Below are 18,225 nucleotides of genomic sequence, written 5' to 3'. Positions count from 1 at the left end.
TTTCGCCATGTCCCATATGCCTCCGCACCTCTTGGATCGCCGCGAAATGCTCGCCGCCGGCCTTGCTGGCGTGGCGCTTGCCACGCTGCCAGGCCGGGGCATTGCCCAATCGGGCGCTAAGGCGCCGGACGCACCTCGAACCGGCAGCGCCAGCGTGGCGGCGCACAGGGTGGAGGTGCCGATGCCGCATGGCGGTGTGACCGCCGGTCACCCGCTTGCAGCCATGGCGGGCACACGGATGCTGATGCAGGGCGGTACAGCCGCCGACGCCGTGGTAGCGGCAATGGCCGTGATGAATGTGGTCGAGCCCTGGGCATCGAGCGCTGGCGGCAACGGCTTTGCGACCTGCCTGGAACGCAGGACAGGCAAGGTTCATTCACTGGCCTTCACCGGCGGCGCGCCGCAGTTGCTCGATCCCGATGTTGATCCCAAGGCGCTGGACCATGGGCCCAAGGCGCTGACCGTTCCTGGCGCCTTTAGCGGCTGGATCGCACTCGTCCGCCGCTTCGGCAAATTGCCGCTCTCGACTCTGCTCGAACCAGCGATCGGCTATGCCCGCGACGGCCATCCCCTCGACGCCTCCATCGCCATGTTCATCACCCGCGCGCAGAAGACGCTGGCCCTCTACCCGAGCAGTGCCGCCATCTTCCTGCCGGGTGGACAGCCTCCCGCCCCTCGATCGGTCTTCCGCAATCCCGACCTGGCCCGCACCTTCCAGGCGCTTGCCGATGCGGAAAGCCAGGCGCTGAAAGGGGGCGCCGATCGCGATCGCGCGCTACAGGCGGCTTATGACTATTTCTACACCGGCCCGATCGCGCAGGAATTCGCTCGATTTTCGGCAGCAGCGGGCGGCTGGTTGCGGCTTGACGACCTCAAGGCCTATCAGCCGCGCTGGGACGATCCGGTCACGACCAATTACCGCGGGTTTGATGTCTATGCGAGTCCGCTGACCTCCCGCACGGGGTTGGAATTGTGCGAACAACTCAATCTGGTCGAAGGTTTCGACCTTGCCGCGCTTCCGGCCGACGATCTCCTGTTCACCCATTATCTGATCGAGGCGATCAAGATCGCCAAGGCTGATGTCTACAAATATGCGGCGGATCCGAAGTTTGCCAAGGCACCGATCGAGGGGCTGTTGTCGAAGCGGTTCGCCGCGGAACGGCGCAAACTGATCGATCCGGCCAGGGCGGGCCTGTATCGAGAAGGCGGCAATGCGGCGGCCTTTAGTCGTACTGTGCCAGAACGGGCGCGCCAGGACTTTCCCAGCCGTGACGACGATCGCACCCGGGGCGGCGACACCACCAGCCTGTCTGCGGTCGACGCAGAAGGTAATGCAATAGCGGTCACGACCACCATTGGCGGAGGCTTCGGCACCTTCCTGGTGATGGGGAATACGGGGATATTGTTTAACAACGGCCTGCGTCTCGGCTCATCCGCACCCTATGCCGGCCATCCCAACAAGGTCGCTCCGGGCAAGATCGCCTTGCTGGGCAATGGGCCGACCATCGTTCTTAATAAGGGGCGGCTGAAACTGATCTTCGGATCGCCTGGCGGCGAGACTATCGGTCAGACTCAGTTCCAGTTCCTGGTCAATGTCATCGATCGTGGCCTGCCCATACAGGCGGCGATTGAAGCGCCCCGCTTCGCCCTCGACGCCGACCCCAATTTCTACAAGCAAGGCGCGGCAATCACCGTGCAGGCGGAACGGCGTTTCCCCGGCATGCTGATCCAGCGCTTGATGGCGATGGGGCACAAAGTTGATCTTGTCGGACCTTATGCAATCGGCAGCGTGCAGGGCATATTGGTCGACACTTCCGGCGCGCCTATGGCAGGAGCCGATCCCCGCCGCATGGGATATGCCGTGGGCTATTGAATAGAAGCGGTCGTCGCACCCGGCCCATTGCGGATGCTCGCTCTTTCCAATCGGTGACAGCCAGCAGCAGACGGCCTGTTCACACACTCCCTCGGTCGATGTCGCGATGTTGCCGCTGATATGCAGGCGCGCCGCAGATGAAGAGCGGAGATTGCCATGATTACTCAGACGCATATGCGCGCGCATGACCGTCGCCCACAGCAGAATTTGGGCGGCAGGAAGCAAAACTTGCATTGCGCATAATTCTCTATCAGCTACATAGAGATTGTACGCAGGAGCGGATGGTCGTTGCTCCTGCTATTGGTAACAGATCCGACCCGCGGCTTTTGAAGGGGTGCAGCTTGCTCCGCGTCAACAACGGCTAAAGCGCGCGATGCTAAGGCGGCTACGCCAGGGATCGTGTTCTCCCCCCAGGAGAATAGACGATGCACATACGCTCAATAATCCATTATTCCAGCGCCGCCCCCGCGCCCAGTGCGATCATGCGCGGGTTCCGGGCGCAAAGATGTTCCGCCTGGCCGATGTGACCACATCCACCTGAGTCATCAGGCGGCACGGTCTGCGTTCCGTGGCGATGCGTTACCGCGCCTATTCCATTTCAGCAGGCCGCGGCAGCGATCTTTGGCGTCGCGCCATCGTTGAACCACGCTGGGTTCATTCCACCCGCTGATCAACACAATCCTATAAAATGACAGGGAAAATCATTGAGTCATAATATTCAATCGAAGGGGTCATCCGCCGTTCGTCGGAAACTATTGCTGTCCGTAGCCCTCCTTGGCGGGGCAAAGGGCGAACCCGCCCCCCCCCCCGCCGCGGAGGCAGTAGCCTCCGATGCAGCGGAGAGCGAAGCGGCCATTACAGTCACCGCTCGCCGTCGCGAGGAAGACGCGCAGGATGTTCCGATCGCCCTTAGCGTCATCAGCGCCGACGCGCTCGACAAGACCGGCAATTTCACGCTGGGACAGGTGCAGCAAATTGTACCCAGTCTCCAGATATTCAGCTTTAATCCGCGCAATACCAACATCAATATTCGCGGTCTGGGCTCAAATGTCGCGCTGACCAATGACGGGCTGGAAAACGGCGTCGGCTTCTATCTCGACAACGTCTATTATGGCCGTCCGGGCCAGTCACAATTCGACCTGGTCGATCTGCAACAGATCGAGGTGCTGCGTGGCCCGCAGGGCACGCTGTTCGGCAAGAACACCACCGCTGGCGCGATCAACATCACCAGCCGCGAACCCAGCTTCTCTCCCGAAGCGCAGGGGGAGTTCAGCCTGGGCGATTATGGCTATCACCAGCTACGCGCTTCTGTGTCGATGCCGATCATTTCCGATCGTGCCGCTTTCCGTCTATCGATCGCCGATACTCACCGCGATGGCTTCCTGACCAATCTGCACGATGGATCGAAGGCGCAAGACTACGACAATTTCTCCCTTCGCGGACAATTGCTGCTCAAGCCGACAGATACGCTGTCTGTCCGGCTGATCGGAGATTATGCACATCAGAAGCAACATTATGTGCTGAACATTCCCGTTGCTTATTTCGGGGCATATGACAGTGGCGCGACGATCGCCAACAACATCTTCGCTCGCACTTCGCGCGCCGGTTACACGTTGCTGCCCGCTGACCCGTTTGCACGCAAAGGCGATTCCGACAGCCATTATCAGGCGTTCATGAAAAGCTATGGCGCGTCGGGCCAGATCGACTGGGATCTAGGCAAGGTGGCGCTCACCTCCATCACCGCCTACCGATGGTGGGACTGGGATCCCGCCAATGACGGCGACAGCACCGGCCTGCCGGTGATCACCAAGGCGCAACAGGCCAACCGCCAGCGCCAGTTCAGCCAGGAAGTGCGGCTAGGCTCCACCGGCAGCAATGTCATCGACTGGACCGTGGGTGCTTATTATTTCTGGCAGACGATCCGCGGCTATGGCGCTTCGGCTTATGGATCGGCAGCCCCCAACTGGTTCGTCCCGGCCGTCAACCCGGCCATCTCCAATGCGGCGTTGAATGGCTTTGAAACACGTAGCTATTCAGAACCGGCGACGAAAAGCTACGCGCTGTTCGGCCAGGCGACCTGGAACGTCAGCGATGCGCTAAGCCTGACCGGCGGCCTTCGCTACACCCATGAGAAAAAGAACGGTGTCTATCGCCAGGCATGGGTCGCGGGCACGGATCTTTCGACGCTGGCGCCCGCCGACGCTGCCGCCGCCACGGCGATCCGTAACCAGTTCAACCCGGTCACAAGCTACACCGCCGCGACCAAGGACGACAGCGTTTCAGGGCTGGCGACACTCAGTTGGAAGGTCGCGCCGGATATCCTCGTCTATGGCAGCTATTCGCGCGGCAGCAAATCGGGTGGCCTCAACCTCACCAACATACCCAATGGCGCAGCGCCGGAAGTGAAGTCCGAAACAGTGGACAATTTCGAGTTGGGTTTCAAAAGCACATGGCTGGACCGCAGCCTGACGTTCAACGCCGCCGCCTTCTGGACCGATGTCAGCGACTATCAGACCGCGATCACCGAGCCGACGGCGATCGGCAACTTCATCCAATATATCTCCAACATTCCCAAGGTGCGGTCGCGCGGCATCGAAGGCGACTTGAGTTATGCGCCCAGCAAGTGGGTCAACCTGACGGCGTCGGCATCCTATGTCGAAGCGACCTATCGTGATTACAGAAACGCCCCGCAGGCGCCCGAACGCAACGCGGCGCTCGTCCCCACGCAGGATCTGACCGGCGTACAGCTCGGCGGCGTCCCTAAATTCACCTATTCGCTGGGTGCGGACGTGGCGCAGCCGGTCGGCGGGAACGGGATCGAAATTTACGGCCATGCCGATTTTTCTCACCGCTCCAGCTTCAATACCTCCTCCAGCAACAGCCGCTATGCGCAGGTGCCGGGCTACGGCCTGCTCAACGCCCGCATCGGCATTCGCACGGACAGCGGGCTCTGGGACATCAGTGTCTGGGCGCGCAACCTCACCGACAAGCAATATTTCCAGGCGCTCAATGCAGGCGCGTTCGGGTTCGTCACCGGCACCATCGGCGACCCGCGCACGATCGGCGTCACCCTCAAAACCAGATTGTGAGGTCCATGATGGCTAGCGTATATCACCATAGCGCGCCGCCTCGCTTCCAGCAGGCGGCACCGCAGGATGAAAAGCGCGAAAGCGGATGGCGGATGGCGGGCTTTGCATCGCTGTTCGTGCCGATCACCGCGGCGCAGATGCCCCTGGCGGTTCATCTGCCAGCGATCTACGCGCAGCAATTCGGGCTATCGCTGGCGGTAATCGGCGCGATCTTTCTGGGAGAACGGCTGTGGGGGGCCGTGGCCGACCCGCTGATCGGCGCTCTGAGCGACCGAACCCATGGGCGCTTCGGCAGGCGGCGGCCCTGGATCGTGGCCGGATCGGCGCTGTTCGGGGTGTCGGGCGCGCTGCTTTTCTTCCCGGCCGCGTCATGGGTATCGCCGCTCTACCTCACGGCCAGCCTGTTCCTCTTCTATCTTGGCTGGTCGATGGTCCAGATACCCTATCTGGCCTGGTCGGGCGAAACATATGGCGGCTATCACGACCGCACGCGCATCGCCACGTTCCAGACTGTCGCTGGCTCCGCATCGCTGCTGGTCGTGCTCATCCTGCCGACGATCATCGACCAGATCAGTCCGAAGGATGGCGCGCTGAAACTTGCCGCGATGGGCAGCGTCGTGCTGGTCAGCCTTGCCGTCTCGCTCGTGCTGACGTTGCGCAGCCAGGCCGAAGCGCCTGCAACGCCTTCGTCCAGGGCGCGCTTGTCGCTCCGCCAGACTGTGGTCGCTCTGTTCGGGCATCCGCTGCTCCGCCGTGTGCTGCTGTCCGACTTTGCGGTGACGGTGGGGCAGAGCATCCGCAGTGCCCTGATCGTCTTTTTCGTGACGCATTATATGGGGCTGCCCCACTGGGCCAGCGGCCTGTTCCTCTTCCAATTCGTCTTCGGCATCGTCGCCGGTCCGATCTGGGCGCAGATCGGTTATCGCATCGGCAAGCATCGCGCGGCCGTCGCGGGCGAACTTGTCCAGGTGGTTATCAATGCTGGACTGCTGCTGGTGGCGCCGGGGCAGATCGGCCTGCTCCTCGCGTTGACGCTGGCCCAGGGGCTGGCGCAGGGGTCGGGCAATCTGATGCTGCGGTCGATGGTGGCCGACATCGCAGACGAACATCGGCTGCGCACGGGTGAAGACCGGACGGCTCTGTTCTTCTCCGCCTTCAGCCTGTCGAGCAAGGCGGGTATGGCGGCGGCGGTGGGCATTGCCTTGCCGCTCGTAGGCTGGCTCGGCTTTGATCCGGCCGCCCCGGCCAACACGCCCGACGCACTGCGCGGCCTGCTCGCCGTCTTCGCGCTTGGCCCCGCCATCGCGCACCTTCTCTCCGCATGGCTGATCCACGGCTTCCCGCTGGATGAGGCCGCTCACACCGAAATTCGCCGCGCGCTGGATGAACGCGACCACGCTTTCCAGCCCGCCGAATAGCCCCCTCCGTTCATCACCCCCAAGGAGACATGACATGACCGATCAGATACACAATTTCGTCAATGCCAAGGATGCCGAAAGCCCGCTCGACATCGTTCCGGTGGCTGGCCGCATCGGGGCGGAGATCCGCGGCGTCGCGCTGTCGGGTGATCTTGACCCCGTGACGCTCGACGCGATCCGGGCGGCGCTAGTGCGGCACAAGGTTATCTTCTTCCGCGATCAGGACCAGTTGACCGATGAGCGGCATGAGGCTTTCGCCGCACTGTTAGGCGACCCGGTCGCGCATCCGACGGTTCCGGTGGCGCAAGGATCACGCTACCTGCTCGAACTGGACTCGAAGGAGGGCTATGCCGCGTCCAGCTGGCACACCGACGTCACTTTCGTCGAAGCCTATCCCAAGGCGTCGATCCTGCGGGCGATCAACGTTCCTCAAGCCGGCGGCGACACGCTCTGGGCCAATGGCGCGACCGCCTATGAAGAACTGCCCGAAGCGTTGAAGACGCTGGTCGATGGATTGTGGGCGGTGCACTCCAATAAATATGACTATGCCGCCGCTCTCGGCAGCAAGGACGCCAAGCGGTCCGAGGAGTTCAGCAAGATATTCGCATCGACCGTCTATGAAACGGAGCATCCGGTTGTCCGCGTCCATCCCGAAACCGGCGAGCGAAGCCTGTTGCTCGGCCATTTCGTGAAGCAGTTTGTCGGCCTCAACCCCGCGGACTCTCAGCGCCTGTTCGCCGTGTTGCAGGATCATATCACCAAGCCGGAAAATACCGTTCGGTGGCGCTGGCGCGCAGGCGATGTCGCCATCTGGGACAACCGATCGACCCAGCATCGCGCCATTGCCGATTTCGGGCTGCAACGTCGCACCCTGCGCCGCGCGACCGTGAACGGCGATGTGCCGGTTGCGATCGATGGCCGCCGCAGCCGCTCGGTCAAGATCGAAAAGTCGCCCGAAGCCGTCCCGGCCGAATGATCGCCCTGGCCGGGAGCGGCGCGCTGCTCCCGGCACCCTTTCATCTGCCCTACAGACCGGTTTCGGATAGTCGAATGAACAAGTTTTTGAAAACAGCTATCGCTCTTGGCATCACCGCTCTGTCCAGCGGCAGTATGGCCCAGGCGCAGACGGCACAGCTTCCCCAGCGCGCGGCCAAAGCAGATGTCAACGCACAACGGCCCAATTTTCTGCTGATCGTCGCCGATGACCTGGGCTGGTCTGACCTCGGCTCATTTGGGGGAGAGATTTCCACCCCCAACCTGGATGCGATAGCGACCGCTGGCATACGCTTTACAGGCTTCCATACCGCGCCCACTTGCTCACCCACCCGGTCGATGCTGCTGAGCGGCGTCGATAATCACCAGGCTGGGCTTGGCAGTATGGCGGAGACTCTTCAGCCGGGGCAGATTGGGCAGCCCGGCTATGAGGGCTATCTGAACGACCGCGTAGCCTCTATCGCGGAACTGCTGCACCAGGGCGGCTATCGCACGCTGATGTCGGGGAAATGGCACCTTGGCCTCACTCCGGAACGGGGCCCGGCGGCGCGCGGATTTGAGCGCTCCTATGCCCTGCTCCAGGGGCTGGGCAATCATTTTGGCGCCGACCAGAATGCCGCATGGCGAGCAATCAACGCCGCACCCACCTACCGCGATAACGGCAAGGTCGTAGCCTATCCCAGGGGCCGCTACTCCGCAGATTATTTCACCGACCGTCTGATCGGCTTCCTGGAGGAAGGCGCGAAGGACGCACGGCCCTTCTTCGCCTATCTGCCCTATTCGACGCCGCACTGGCCCATCCAGGCGCCACCCGAAGTCATCGCCAAATATAAGGGCCGCTATGATGCGGGCTATGAGGCATTGCGTGATGCGCGGCTGAAGCGGCAAAAGGAACTGGGCCTGGTGCCCGCCAACCTCGCCCCGCACACGCTGGTCGATGTGAAGCCCTGGACGTCGCTAACCCCGCAGGAGAAGGCGATAGAAGCCCGCAAAATGGAAGTCTACGCGGCGATGGTTGACCGGATGGATCAGAATATCGGGCGCGTCATAGCGACGCTCAAACGGCTTGGCAGATATGAGGATACTGTTATCATCTTCCTCGCCGACAATGGGCCCGAAGGCAATGTCATCGATGCGCCAATCCAAGGAGCGCTTAAGCCTGAGGAAAAGGCCAGACTGGGCATCGACAACAGCCTGGGCAACATCGGCGCTGCGACGTCCTATCTCGGCTACGGCCCTGGCTGGGCACAGGCGAACAGCGCCCCTTCCTGGCTGGTCAAGGGCTATCCGACCGAAGGTGGCACCCGCGTTACCGCCTTTGCTGCGGGACCGCAGGTTACGGGCGGACGTATCGTCGGCAGCTTCCTCAGCGTCACCGACATAGCCCCAACCTTGCTCGATCTCGCCAGACAAACCCAGCCGGCGCGTTTCGCCGGGCGCGCCATCCTGCCTTTTCAGGGGCATAGCCTTGTCCCGTTGCTGAAGGGCGAACAGAGGGAAGTCCGGCAGCCGGACGAGCCGGTCGGGACCGAACTCTTCTACCGCCGCGCCCTGCGCAAGGGTGACTGGAAGGCGGTTTATCTGTCGGCCTCAGGTAATGCCTATCCTCGTAAAAGCATTGGAACGGGTGCTTGGCAGCTATTCAATATAGCCCAAGATCCTGCCGAAATGGAAGATTTGGCAGCAAAGGAACCCGCCAAGCTACGGGAACTGATCTCCGACTGGAACAGCTACGCGCAGGATAAGGGCGTGGTGCTGCCGCCCGCACCGTCGGCTCACAAATAAAATTCGGCAAGTACCTAGCTGAGGATTCACAACCACCAGATGACCGCGGCGGCAAGGACGATCGGGGCCGTGAACTTTTGCTGTCGCGGCCGAAACGAGTGACGCGCCGTCTCCCATCCTTGAGGCGCAGAACATGCGCCTGATGACGTTGCGCTGTTTGTAGATGGCGCGGCCATAAACTGGCTGCATGCTGGTGGGCGTGGATAATGGAATTACCTTAGGCATTGCCTTGCTGACGGCTGCGGCGCTTGTTGAGAGCGTAGCTGGGGGACCGCTGCAATTCAGGAAAGGAAGGGCATTTCCGCATAAGGGGATTTCGGTCGAAGGGAAAAGCAAGCCGCCCATTGTCCAACTGGAAACGGTAGCGTATACTTTCCTCAAGGATTCGCTCGCGAAGAACGAGCGTGAGAGAGGATGTCCCCGATGATCAACCCAGACCAACGTGCCGCCGCCTTCATCCCCAGCGCTCCTCCGGTCGTGATGGACGATGTCTATACGCCGGATCAGATTGACGGCCTGCTTGACGCCGTGCGGGCGGGGCCGCCGCGCCGGTTGCTGACGGCCGAGCTGTTTTCCTCCGCCGAGGAGCTGATGATAGCGACCTCCGGCTCCGTAGCCGAGGGGGTGACGCTGGACCAGTTCCTCGACCCCATGTTCCGGGGCGACCTGGGCCAGCATGGCGTCAGCTTCCACCCGGGGGCCGATGCGGTGCTGTATAATGAGAAGCTGCTCAATTGGGCGCGGCGTTACCGCAAGACCGATTATGTCTGCGCGCGCCAGCTCCATTTCAACGTCGCCTCGCCGATGAAGTGCCAGGACCCCGGCCATTATGACTCGCCTTCCTTCCGGGGGCTCAGCCACACCAACACGCCGATCTGGCTGCTGTCGGTCATGGCCAATTCGCGCCTGTTCGAAGAGTATAAGTCGAAGCTGGTCGCGGTCGTGACCTGGTTCTGGCGCACGTCCGATCAGGGCGGCTTCACCTATTGGCCCGATGGCGCGGACAAGGCGCCGCAGCGCATCGCAGCGCCCCTCTGGAACCGGGGGATCGTCGCGGAAAATGAATCCATGTTCCACCGGGGCGAATCTATCGGCACGCCCGATCAATGGGGGGTGCCGGGCCTTACCTTCGATTCCGTGTTCGAGGGCGATCCCGACTCCGCTTCGGGCTGGCGGATGCGCAGCGGCGACACGGTGATCGGACGGTTTGCGACGGAGGAGTTGCGCTGGCTGTTCCACTGGACCGCGCTGACCTTCACCGACTATCAGGATTTCAAGCGGCATGTCGATCATCTGGACGACCTGACCCATGAGCGCGTGATCGACACGCTGCTGCGCGACCTGCGCGGGCAGGGGATCGGCATCGCGACGCCATCCGATCCGTTGCACGACGAAGAGTTCAAGATGACGCTGCTGCGCAACTATGCGATCGGTTCGCCGAAAATCTATCCGCCCGAAGCCCCGGTCTATCGGGCGGCGGCATGACCATGGCGACGACATATGACCTGACGCCAGAGGAACTGGCCGAGCGCGAAGGCTTCCGGGTCGTGCCCACCGCGAATAGCGCCAAGGGCCATCTGCCGATCCGCGACGAGGCCGCCTTGCGCAATGCCCTGGCCATCGCCGATGTGCCGACGCTGCTCATGACCTATACGCAGTTGAGCGGCGACGGCGGATTTCTCGACCGGTTCGCGCCTCATATCCGGCCGCAACTCCAGGGTGGCGGTGCGGGAATTCCGGCTGATTTGAGCGAGGAACTTCGTGAGGCGCTTTTCGCGCTCCTCACGCGCGATGAGCCGGTGTCCGATGCTTTTCCTTCTCACGCGACTATCCGGCGCATGATGGATGTTTATGTGGGCGAGCATGTCGCGGAAGAGTTCGTGCCGCTCCTGCTGGAGCAGTCGGGTCTTACGGGGGCCCAAGGGGTGGATATTACCGCGCGAAAGACGCCGCCGAAGGATTTCAAGGTCCTGGTGATCGGCGCGGGCATGACCGGCATCGCGCTGGGCGCCAAGCTGGCGGAGGCTGGCTATGACTATGAAATCATCGAACGCAATGACGAGGTGGGCGGCACCTGGTATCATACGCGCTATCCGGGCCTGGGGGTGGATACGCCCAGCCATTTCTATTCCTTTTCCTTCGAGCTGAACGCCGACTGGACCCGCTGGTTCTCGCGCGGGCATCAGAACCATGCCTATCTGCTGCATTGCGCGCGGAAATATGGCGTTCGTGACCGGACGACCTTTCGCACCGAAGTCGTCTCGGCCATCTGGGACGCGGACGGATCGATGTGGGATGTGACAGTCCGTTCGCTGGATACGGGACGGGAAGAAACGCGGCGGGTCAATGCGGTCATGTCCGCGATCGGCTTCAACAATCGTCCCAAGGATATCGACATTCCGGGACATGAAAGTTTCCGGGGCGTGTCCATGCATTCGGCCAAGTGGGACGGCAGCGTCCAACTGGAAGGCAAGCGGGTCGCCGTTGTCGGCACCGGCGCAAGTTCGATGCAGATTTCGACTACATTGGCCAATGTCGCGTCGCACCTGACCGTTTTTCAGCGATCGAAACACTGGGTCGTGCCCAATCCGATGCTGAACGGACTGGTGCCGGAAGAGGTGCGCTGGGCGATGCGGCATATTCCGCATTATGCCCAATGGTGGCGCCTCTATACTTATTGGAACGCATCGGACGGGCTGTACCAGAATGTCGTCATGGACCCCGACTGGCACATGCCGGACGTATCTGTGTCACAGGCGAACGAGCATATGCGGCAGTTCCTGCTGTCCTATATCGACCAGCATCTGGCCGACCGTCCCGACCTCAAAGACAAGGTGACGCCGGACTATCCCCCTGGCGCGAAGCGGCTGTGCCTGGACGCGGGCTGGTTCGACATGCTGAAGCAGGACAATGTCGAACTGGAGACGAGCGGCATCGAGCGGATCGTCGAAAACGGCATCGTCACGCGCGATGGCCGCCTGATCGAGTTGGACGTCATCATATTCGCCACTGGCTATGTGCTGGCGGACATGCTCGCGCCGATGCATATCGAAGGACGTGACGGCAAGACGATCCGCCAGCTTTGGGGGCATGAAGACCCGCGCGCGCATCTGGGCCTCACGGTGCCGGGCTTTCCGAATTTCTTCGTACTGTCCGGCCCCAACAGCGTGCCGCAGCATGGCGCGGGCATCAACATATTGTCGGAGGCGCAGTCCAATCTCGCCATCGGTTGCCTTGACCTCATGCTCTCGCACGAGGGGAGTACGATAGAACCCAGGCAGGCGGCCTTTGACGCCTATAATGACCGGCTGGACCGCCAGTTGGACAATATGATCTGGGGTCATCCGCGCGTGAAAAGCTATTATCAGAACAGCAAGGGACGGCTTTATCTGTCCAGCCCCTGGCGGATCATCGACATGTGGCAGCTGACCCGCAGTCCTGATCCAGAGCATTTTTCCATCGGCGGGACGGCGAACGCATCGGAACCGATGGCGGTGCAGCGACGGACGGCATCGAAGCCGGACACCGTGGAAGCCCGTTCAGCCTAGCCATGGCGCGGTGATCGGAGCGGCGTTGCTGATTGTGTGCGGCCGCTGATCTTCACTCCGGCATTGCTCTGCACAGGAAGAAACCGAATGAACTCTGTCACCAATCCGATACTCGATACCATCGACGCCACGAGCGGCGTAGCGGCGAACAACAGCCTGCCAAAAGGCCTGATCTCGGCGGACTCTCACGTTACCGAGCCGCCGCATTGCTACATCGACTATATCGATCCCGCTTACCGGGATCGCGCACCACGCATCGCCACAGGCGATGATGGTGGCGACGCCTTCGTCATTGACGGAATGCCGGGCACGGTGCCGATGGGCATCGTCGCCGCAGCGGGCAAGGATCCGCGCGACATCCGCAAGGGCGAGACACGTTTCGCCGACCTGCATCGCGGCGGATGGGATGGCGCGGCGCGGGTTGCCGATCAGGAGCGTGACGGCATTGCGGGCGAGATCATCTATCCATCGGTCGGCATGGTCCTATGCAACCATCCCGATGCCGACTTCAAACATGCCTGCATGTGGGCCTACAATCGCTGGTTGAGCGAGGAGTTCATCGCGGCCGCACCGGATCGTCTGTTCGGCGTTGGCCAGACGGCGGTGCGCTCCGTGCCGGAGACCATAGAGGAATTTCGCCGGTTCAAGGAATGGGGTTTCCGAGGCGTAATGATGCCCGGCAATCCGGCGACTGAGGAGGATTATGACTCGCCCGTCTTCGATCCTTTGTGGGAAGCGGCGGTCGATCTCGGACTGCCGGTCAGCTTCCACATTCTGACCAGCCGCTCGGACGGCGCGAACAGCGTCGGTAGCGCGGGCCAGCGCATCAGTGCGCATCGCGGGCCACCGCAGAACGCAGCCCAGGCGCTGCTCAAGTCGATCCAGGACATCGTCGGCACCTTCGTGTGGGGGCGCGTGTTCGAACGCCACCCGCAGCTTCGCCTCGTCTGCGTGGAAGCCGACGCAGGCTGGCTGCCGCACTTCGCCTATCGCATGGATCACGGCTACAAGCGTCACCGCTTCTGGATGAAGATGGGCGACATGGAACGGCTGCCCAGCGAGTATCTGGCCGAGAATGTCTATCTGACCTTCCAGGACGACTGGACCGCTTTCCGGGTCATCGACATGGTCAATCCGCGGCGCCTGATGTGGGCCAATGATTTCCCGCACAGCGATTCGACCTGGCCGTGGAGCCGGGAGTTGCTGCTGGGCCAGACGGCGCACCTTAGCGAGCAGCAGAAGCGCTGGATTCTCCGCGACAATGCCGCCGGGCTTTATGGGATCGGGTGGTGACTGATCTATATGATTTAGTCGTGCGCGGCGGCACCATCGTCGATGGGTCGGGCGGTGAGCCGTTTACGGGCGATGTCGCGATCGCCGGAGGACGCATCGCGGCGGTGGGCGCCGTCGACGGGCGGGGGGCGGAGGAGATCGAGGCCGCAGGTCTGCTCGTGACGCCCGGCTTTGTCGATATCCACACCCATTATGACGGTCAGGTCACATGGGAGGAGACGCTTACGCCGTCCTCAGGCCATGGTGTTACCACGGCTGTCATGGGCAATTGCGGGATCGGCTTCGCGCCTTGCCGCCCCGGCGACCGCGAGCAGCTCGTCCACCTGATGGAAGGGGTGGAGGACCTGCCCGAGCCAGTGCTGACCGCAGGGCTGCCATGGCGCTGGGAAAGCTTTCCAGACTATCTCGACTTCCTTGAAGCGCGCCGGTTCGACATCGATGTCGCCGCGCAAGTGCCCCATGCGGCGCTGCGCGTCTATGCCATGGGGGATCGCGCCGTGCAGCGGGAACCCGCGACGGCAGAGGACCGCAAGCTGATGGCGCGGCTGACGAAGGAGGCCATGGACGCCGGGGCGCTCGGCTTTGCGACTTCACGCACGATCAATCACCGGTCGAGCGACGGCACCCACATTCCGACCCTGGAAGCGGCCGAGGAGGAGCTTGCCACCATTGCCGAGGCGGTGGCGGCGAGCGGGCATGGGGTGCTGCAACTCGTCTCCGACCTCGACGATGTAGAGAGTGAACTCGCGATGATCCGCCGGATCGTGGAGCGGTCCGGGCGGCCACTGTCGATCTCCCTGATGCAGTGGCACCATTCGCCCGAAAAATGGCGCACGGTGCTGCGCTGGCTGGAAAGATGCCGCGCGGACGGACTGCCGGTCAAGGGGCAGGTCAGCGGCCGACCCGTTGGAATGCTTCTGGGCTTTGAGATGGGGATGAACCCTTTCAGCTTCACGCCCAGCTTCAAGCGGCTGGCGAAGCTTTCCCCGGCCGAACGGCGCAGGGCGCTGGCCGATCCGGCGACGCGCGCCGCGATCATCAGCGAGACGCCCGATCCGTCGGACCATGTCGCTGCGAACTATATTCGCGGGTTCGGGGATATGTATGCGCTAGGCGCTTCGCCCGATTACGAGCCGGATGTCAGCGACAACATGGCGGCGCGCGCGGCAAGGCGTGGCACCACCCCTGAGGCAGAGGCCTATGACGCCATGCTTGAAGAGGAAGGGCAGGGCGTGCTGATGCTGCCCAGCGTCAACTTCGCCTACGGCAATCTGGAGCCCTCGCGCGAGATGCTGTCGCACCCGGATACGGTTTACGGTCTGGGCGATGGCGGCGCGCATCTGGGCTTCCTCTGCGACGCAAGCCTGCCCACCTTCATGCTCCAATATTGGGTTCGGGACCGGCAGAAGGGGCCACGGCTCGGCCTGTCTGAGGTGGTGCAGGGGCTCACTTCCGATCCCGCCGCCGCGGTCGGGCTGAATGATCGCGGGCGGATCGCTCCGGGTTTGAAAGCCGATCTCAACATCATCGACTTCGATCGCCTGAAGCTGCTGTCGCCGCGTGTGAGCCATGACCTGCCGGCTGGCGGGCGCAGAGTGACGCAGGATGCTGAAGGCTATGTCGCGACGCTGGTATCGGGCGTGCCGATCCGCCGGAACGACCGGCCGACCGAGGCACGCCCAGGCAAATTGGTGCGCGGCTCCGCACAGCGGCTTGCCCAGGGAGCATCATCATGAACGAGGCTCCTGCCGCTGGCCGCGCGACACAATTGAAGCGTTACTGGATCGCGCCTGATCGATGGGACGAGTATATGAAGGTCTGGGAGCGGATCGCCGTGATCCGCCGCCGCTGTGGCTTCGACATTCCCTTCGCCTATGCCGATCGCGAGAATAGCATTTTCACCTGGGCGATAAGCCACGACAATTTCGCAGAAGGCGCTGCCCGCTACTATGCCGATCCCGAACGTAAGGCCGTCAGCCGGACCGGCTACGATCCTGACACGGGCGCCTATTCGATCGACGCATCACGCGGCGGGCCGCAGATGGTGGAGGATTATATCGTAAAGGCCGAAATCGATTTCGTCACGCCGGTGGCGGTGCCATGAGCATGCCTGCTGCCGATGCGAACCGGGTGTTGCGCGTCGCCCGGCCGATCGACGGGTTTCCCGTTGCCGAAGACTTCGCGGTCGAGCCGCTGCCAATGCCTGAGATTGGCGACAGGGAACTGCTGGTCCGCACCATCTACATCAGCATCGCGCCGGGGGTCCGGCCGCTGCTGCCCTACAAGGGAGAAGCGCCGGATGTCGCGCAGGGAGCAGGGGCTGGCCGCGTCGGTGGCGCGGACGATGATGTGCCCAACCCAACGCGCATCGGCATAGGCGAGCGGATGCGATCGGGCATTGTCCCGTCCATGTCCAAATTCGCGGGCGGGACGGTCGGCGAGGTGATCCAATCCCGTCACCCTGACTATGCGCCGGGAGATTTCGTCTTCGGCGGCCGCTATTGCCAGCTCTATGAAGCGATCCATGGCGACGCATCTATCAAGCTTGATCCAGCCCAGTTGCCGATCGAGGCGGATCTTGGCCTGCTCGGCCGATCGGCTTTCACGGGATGGTGCGGTTACCGCCGGGTAGCGGACCCGAAAGCGGGCGAGACGATCGTGGTATCTTCGGCCGCAGGCGCGGTCGGGATGATGGTGGTTCAGCTTGCGAAGCGGGAGGGGCTGGACGTGATCGGCATAGCCAGCGGCGCCAGCAAATGCGATTTCGTGCAGACGCTCGGCGCGCGCGCGTGCATCGATCGCAAGGCCGAAGATGTTGGCGCAGCGCTCGACCGGCTCGCGCCTGCGGGAGTGGACATTTATTTCGACAATGCAGGCGGTTTCCTCCAGCGCCCTGTGTTCGACCGGCTGAAGCCCTTCGGCCGGTTGATCGTGTGCGGGATGGCGGCGGAATATGGCGGCGCGGAGCAGAGCGTCCTGCCGACCGGCACGATCCTTGGCAAACGCCTTCGCGTTCAGGGATTTGTCGTGCTCGATTATGAGGACGACTATCCCGCTTTCCGGGAGGAAGTGGTCCGGCTTTGGCGCGAAGGTTCGCTGGCCTATCGTCAGCAGCTTTATCAGGGCCTTGAAGAGGTGCCGCAGGCGCTGGCGGATTGCCTGAGTGGACAGTCGGGCGGCGGCAAGCTGCTCGTGCAGGTCAGCCCGGACACAAGCGTGGGCGGGCGCGGGCCTTAGGCGGGGCGCGACATCAGGATTCACACAGCAGCAGCGGGTCAGGCCGAACAGGCCGTGGCGCCGAACTGGAGATGAAGCATGCAGGGAAATTTCGCGTTCGAGACAAAAGCCTTGGAACCCTTCGGGGTCGAGGTGGTGCGTGACCTTTCCGTTCCAATGAGCGAGGGCGAGGGGGAGGCGCTTCGCGACCTTTTCTACAGGGAGAAGCTGCTTCTCTTCCGCAACCAGTCCATCACCGAAGACCAGCATGCAGCGCTGCTGGCCCATATAGGGCCGGTTCTGGGTTCAAGGGGCGAGTATCGGGAGATATCGTCGGACGGCAATCTTGGAGCGGGGCCGCTATGCTGGCACAGCGACCTTTCCTTTACCCCCGAACCCTTCAAGGGGCTTTCGCTCTACGCACTGGAGGTCAATCCAGGGCAGAGCGCCACGCGTTTCGCCAGCGCCACCCGCGCGGTGACGTTGCTCCCCGATGCGCTTCGCGCGCGTGTCGCGGGAATGGATGCGGTCGCGCTCATCTCGCCGGTGCAATCGCATCGTCAGCTTGCCTATACGCTGCCCCCGTTCTTCCCGCAGCAGACCCGTCCCGCGATCCTGCCGCACCCGGAGACTGGAGAGCCGGTGCTCTATGTAAGCCAGATGCAGACCGCCAGGATCGGCGGACTGCCGCAGGAGGAAGGCGAGAGCCTCCTGGAGGAGCTGTTCTCGACCCTCTATGCGCCGGAGAATGTCTATGAACACCGTTGGTATGATGGCGACCTGGTGATCTGGGACAATATCGCGCTTCAACACAGCCGCCCGGATCTGACCACGCATACGCCCCGCCGTCTGCGCCGAATAGCGCTTGCGGCCAAGAGCTTCTTTGATCTTTGTCCTCAGTTCGACCTGAACGATCCGCGGGTCGCTGCCTGGGCACGCGGCGACATCCATGCGCTAGACGAGATCGCCGAGGAGGCTGGTTGACGCTGTTTCCGGCATGACGAGGACAG

General features: G+C 62.6%; 12 protein-coding genes. All 12 read left to right on the top strand.

What is annotated here, in order from left to right:
- Positions 1 to 7: 7 nt before the first annotated feature.
- The 12 genes from ET21_RS0111585 to ET21_RS0111530 all read left to right on the top strand — a co-directional run bounded on the left by ET21_RS0111585 (position 8) and on the right by ET21_RS0111530 (position 18,199).
- Positions 8 to 1,873 (top strand): gamma-glutamyltransferase family protein, encoded by a 1,866-nt coding sequence (locus tag ET21_RS0111585; RefSeq protein ID WP_030539823.1) that lies wholly within the window; start codon positions 8 to 10, stop codon positions 1,871 to 1,873.
- 704 nt (positions 1,874 to 2,577) lie between these two features.
- A complete protein-coding gene (locus ET21_RS0111580; protein WP_037470763.1) occupies positions 2,578 to 4,962 on the top strand; it encodes a TonB-dependent receptor in 2,385 nt (794 codons plus the stop codon).
- An 8-nt stretch (positions 4,963 to 4,970) separates the two neighbouring features.
- Positions 4,971 to 6,380: an MFS transporter gene (locus ET21_RS0111575; protein WP_030539821.1), complete on the top strand. Its 1,410-nt coding sequence runs from the start codon at positions 4,971 to 4,973 to the stop codon at positions 6,378 to 6,380.
- Positions 6,381 to 6,414: 34 nt separating this feature from the next.
- Positions 6,415 to 7,356, top strand: coding sequence for a TauD/TfdA family dioxygenase (locus ET21_RS0111570; RefSeq protein WP_030539820.1), 942 nt, complete (start codon positions 6,415 to 6,417; stop codon positions 7,354 to 7,356).
- 74 nt (positions 7,357 to 7,430) lie between these two features.
- Positions 7,431 to 9,158, top strand: coding sequence for an arylsulfatase (locus tag ET21_RS0111565; protein WP_030539819.1), 1,728 nt, complete (start codon positions 7,431 to 7,433; stop codon positions 9,156 to 9,158).
- 423 nt (positions 9,159 to 9,581) lie between these two features.
- A complete protein-coding gene (locus ET21_RS0111560; protein ID WP_030539818.1) occupies positions 9,582 to 10,643 on the top strand; it encodes a hypothetical protein in 1,062 nt (353 codons plus the stop codon).
- 2 nt (positions 10,644 to 10,645) lie between these two features.
- Complete coding sequence (locus ET21_RS0111555) at positions 10,646 to 12,706, top strand: NAD(P)/FAD-dependent oxidoreductase (protein WP_081856699.1); 2,061 nt, start codon at positions 10,646 to 10,648, stop codon at positions 12,704 to 12,706.
- Between the two features lie 87 nt (positions 12,707 to 12,793).
- Complete coding sequence (locus ET21_RS0111550) at positions 12,794 to 13,999, top strand: amidohydrolase family protein (protein ID WP_081856698.1); 1,206 nt, start codon at positions 12,794 to 12,796, stop codon at positions 13,997 to 13,999.
- Positions 13,996 to 15,735, top strand: coding sequence for an amidohydrolase family protein (locus ET21_RS0111545; protein WP_030539815.1), 1,740 nt, complete (start codon positions 13,996 to 13,998; stop codon positions 15,733 to 15,735). The genes ET21_RS0111550 and ET21_RS0111545 overlap by 4 nt, the downstream gene beginning before the upstream one ends.
- A complete protein-coding gene (locus ET21_RS0111540; RefSeq protein ID WP_051768129.1) occupies positions 15,732 to 16,103 on the top strand; it encodes a hypothetical protein in 372 nt (123 codons plus the stop codon). Before ET21_RS0111545 ends, ET21_RS0111540 begins: the two co-directional genes overlap by 4 nt.
- Complete coding sequence (locus tag ET21_RS0111535) at positions 16,100 to 17,236, top strand: NADP-dependent oxidoreductase (protein WP_081856697.1); 1,137 nt, start codon at positions 16,100 to 16,102, stop codon at positions 17,234 to 17,236. Before ET21_RS0111540 ends, ET21_RS0111535 begins: the two co-directional genes overlap by 4 nt.
- 78 nt (positions 17,237 to 17,314) lie before the next feature.
- Positions 17,315 to 18,199, top strand: coding sequence for a TauD/TfdA family dioxygenase (locus ET21_RS0111530; RefSeq protein WP_030539812.1), 885 nt, complete (start codon positions 17,315 to 17,317; stop codon positions 18,197 to 18,199).
- The last annotated feature ends 26 nt before the right edge of the window (positions 18,200 to 18,225 follow it).

Source organism: Sphingobium sp. DC-2, from assembly GCF_000722555.1.
In the GTDB taxonomy this organism is placed as follows: Bacteria; Pseudomonadota; Alphaproteobacteria; order Sphingomonadales; family Sphingomonadaceae; genus Sphingobium; species Sphingobium quisquiliarum.
The sequence above is the reverse complement of the archived record's forward strand: the minus strand, read 5'-3'. Positions and strand labels throughout refer to the sequence as shown.

What these genes read in the sequence shown, in the direction of transcription:
- ET21_RS0111585 (WP_030539823.1), top strand. Translation starts at nt 8, where the DNA reads ATGTCCCATATGCCTCCGCACCTCTTGGATCGCCGCGAAATGCTCGCC.
- ET21_RS0111575 (WP_030539821.1), top strand. Translation starts at nt 4,971, where the DNA reads ATGGCTAGCGTATATCACCATAGCGCGCCGCCTCGCTTCCAGCAGGCG.
- ET21_RS0111570 (WP_030539820.1), top strand. Translation starts at nt 6,415, where the DNA reads ATGACCGATCAGATACACAATTTCGTCAATGCCAAGGATGCCGAAAGC.
- ET21_RS0111565 (WP_030539819.1), top strand. Translation starts at nt 7,431, where the DNA reads ATGAACAAGTTTTTGAAAACAGCTATCGCTCTTGGCATCACCGCTCTG.
- ET21_RS0111560 (WP_030539818.1), top strand. Translation starts at nt 9,582, where the DNA reads ATGATCAACCCAGACCAACGTGCCGCCGCCTTCATCCCCAGCGCTCCT.
- ET21_RS0111555 (WP_081856699.1), top strand. Translation starts at nt 10,646, where the DNA reads ATGGCGACGACATATGACCTGACGCCAGAGGAACTGGCCGAGCGCGAA.
- ET21_RS0111550 (WP_081856698.1), top strand. Translation starts at nt 12,794, where the DNA reads ATGAACTCTGTCACCAATCCGATACTCGATACCATCGACGCCACGAGC.
- ET21_RS0111540 (WP_051768129.1), top strand. Translation starts at nt 15,732, where the DNA reads ATGAACGAGGCTCCTGCCGCTGGCCGCGCGACACAATTGAAGCGTTAC.
- ET21_RS0111535 (WP_081856697.1), top strand. Translation starts at nt 16,100, where the DNA reads ATGAGCATGCCTGCTGCCGATGCGAACCGGGTGTTGCGCGTCGCCCGG.
- ET21_RS0111530 (WP_030539812.1), top strand. Translation starts at nt 17,315, where the DNA reads ATGCAGGGAAATTTCGCGTTCGAGACAAAAGCCTTGGAACCCTTCGGG.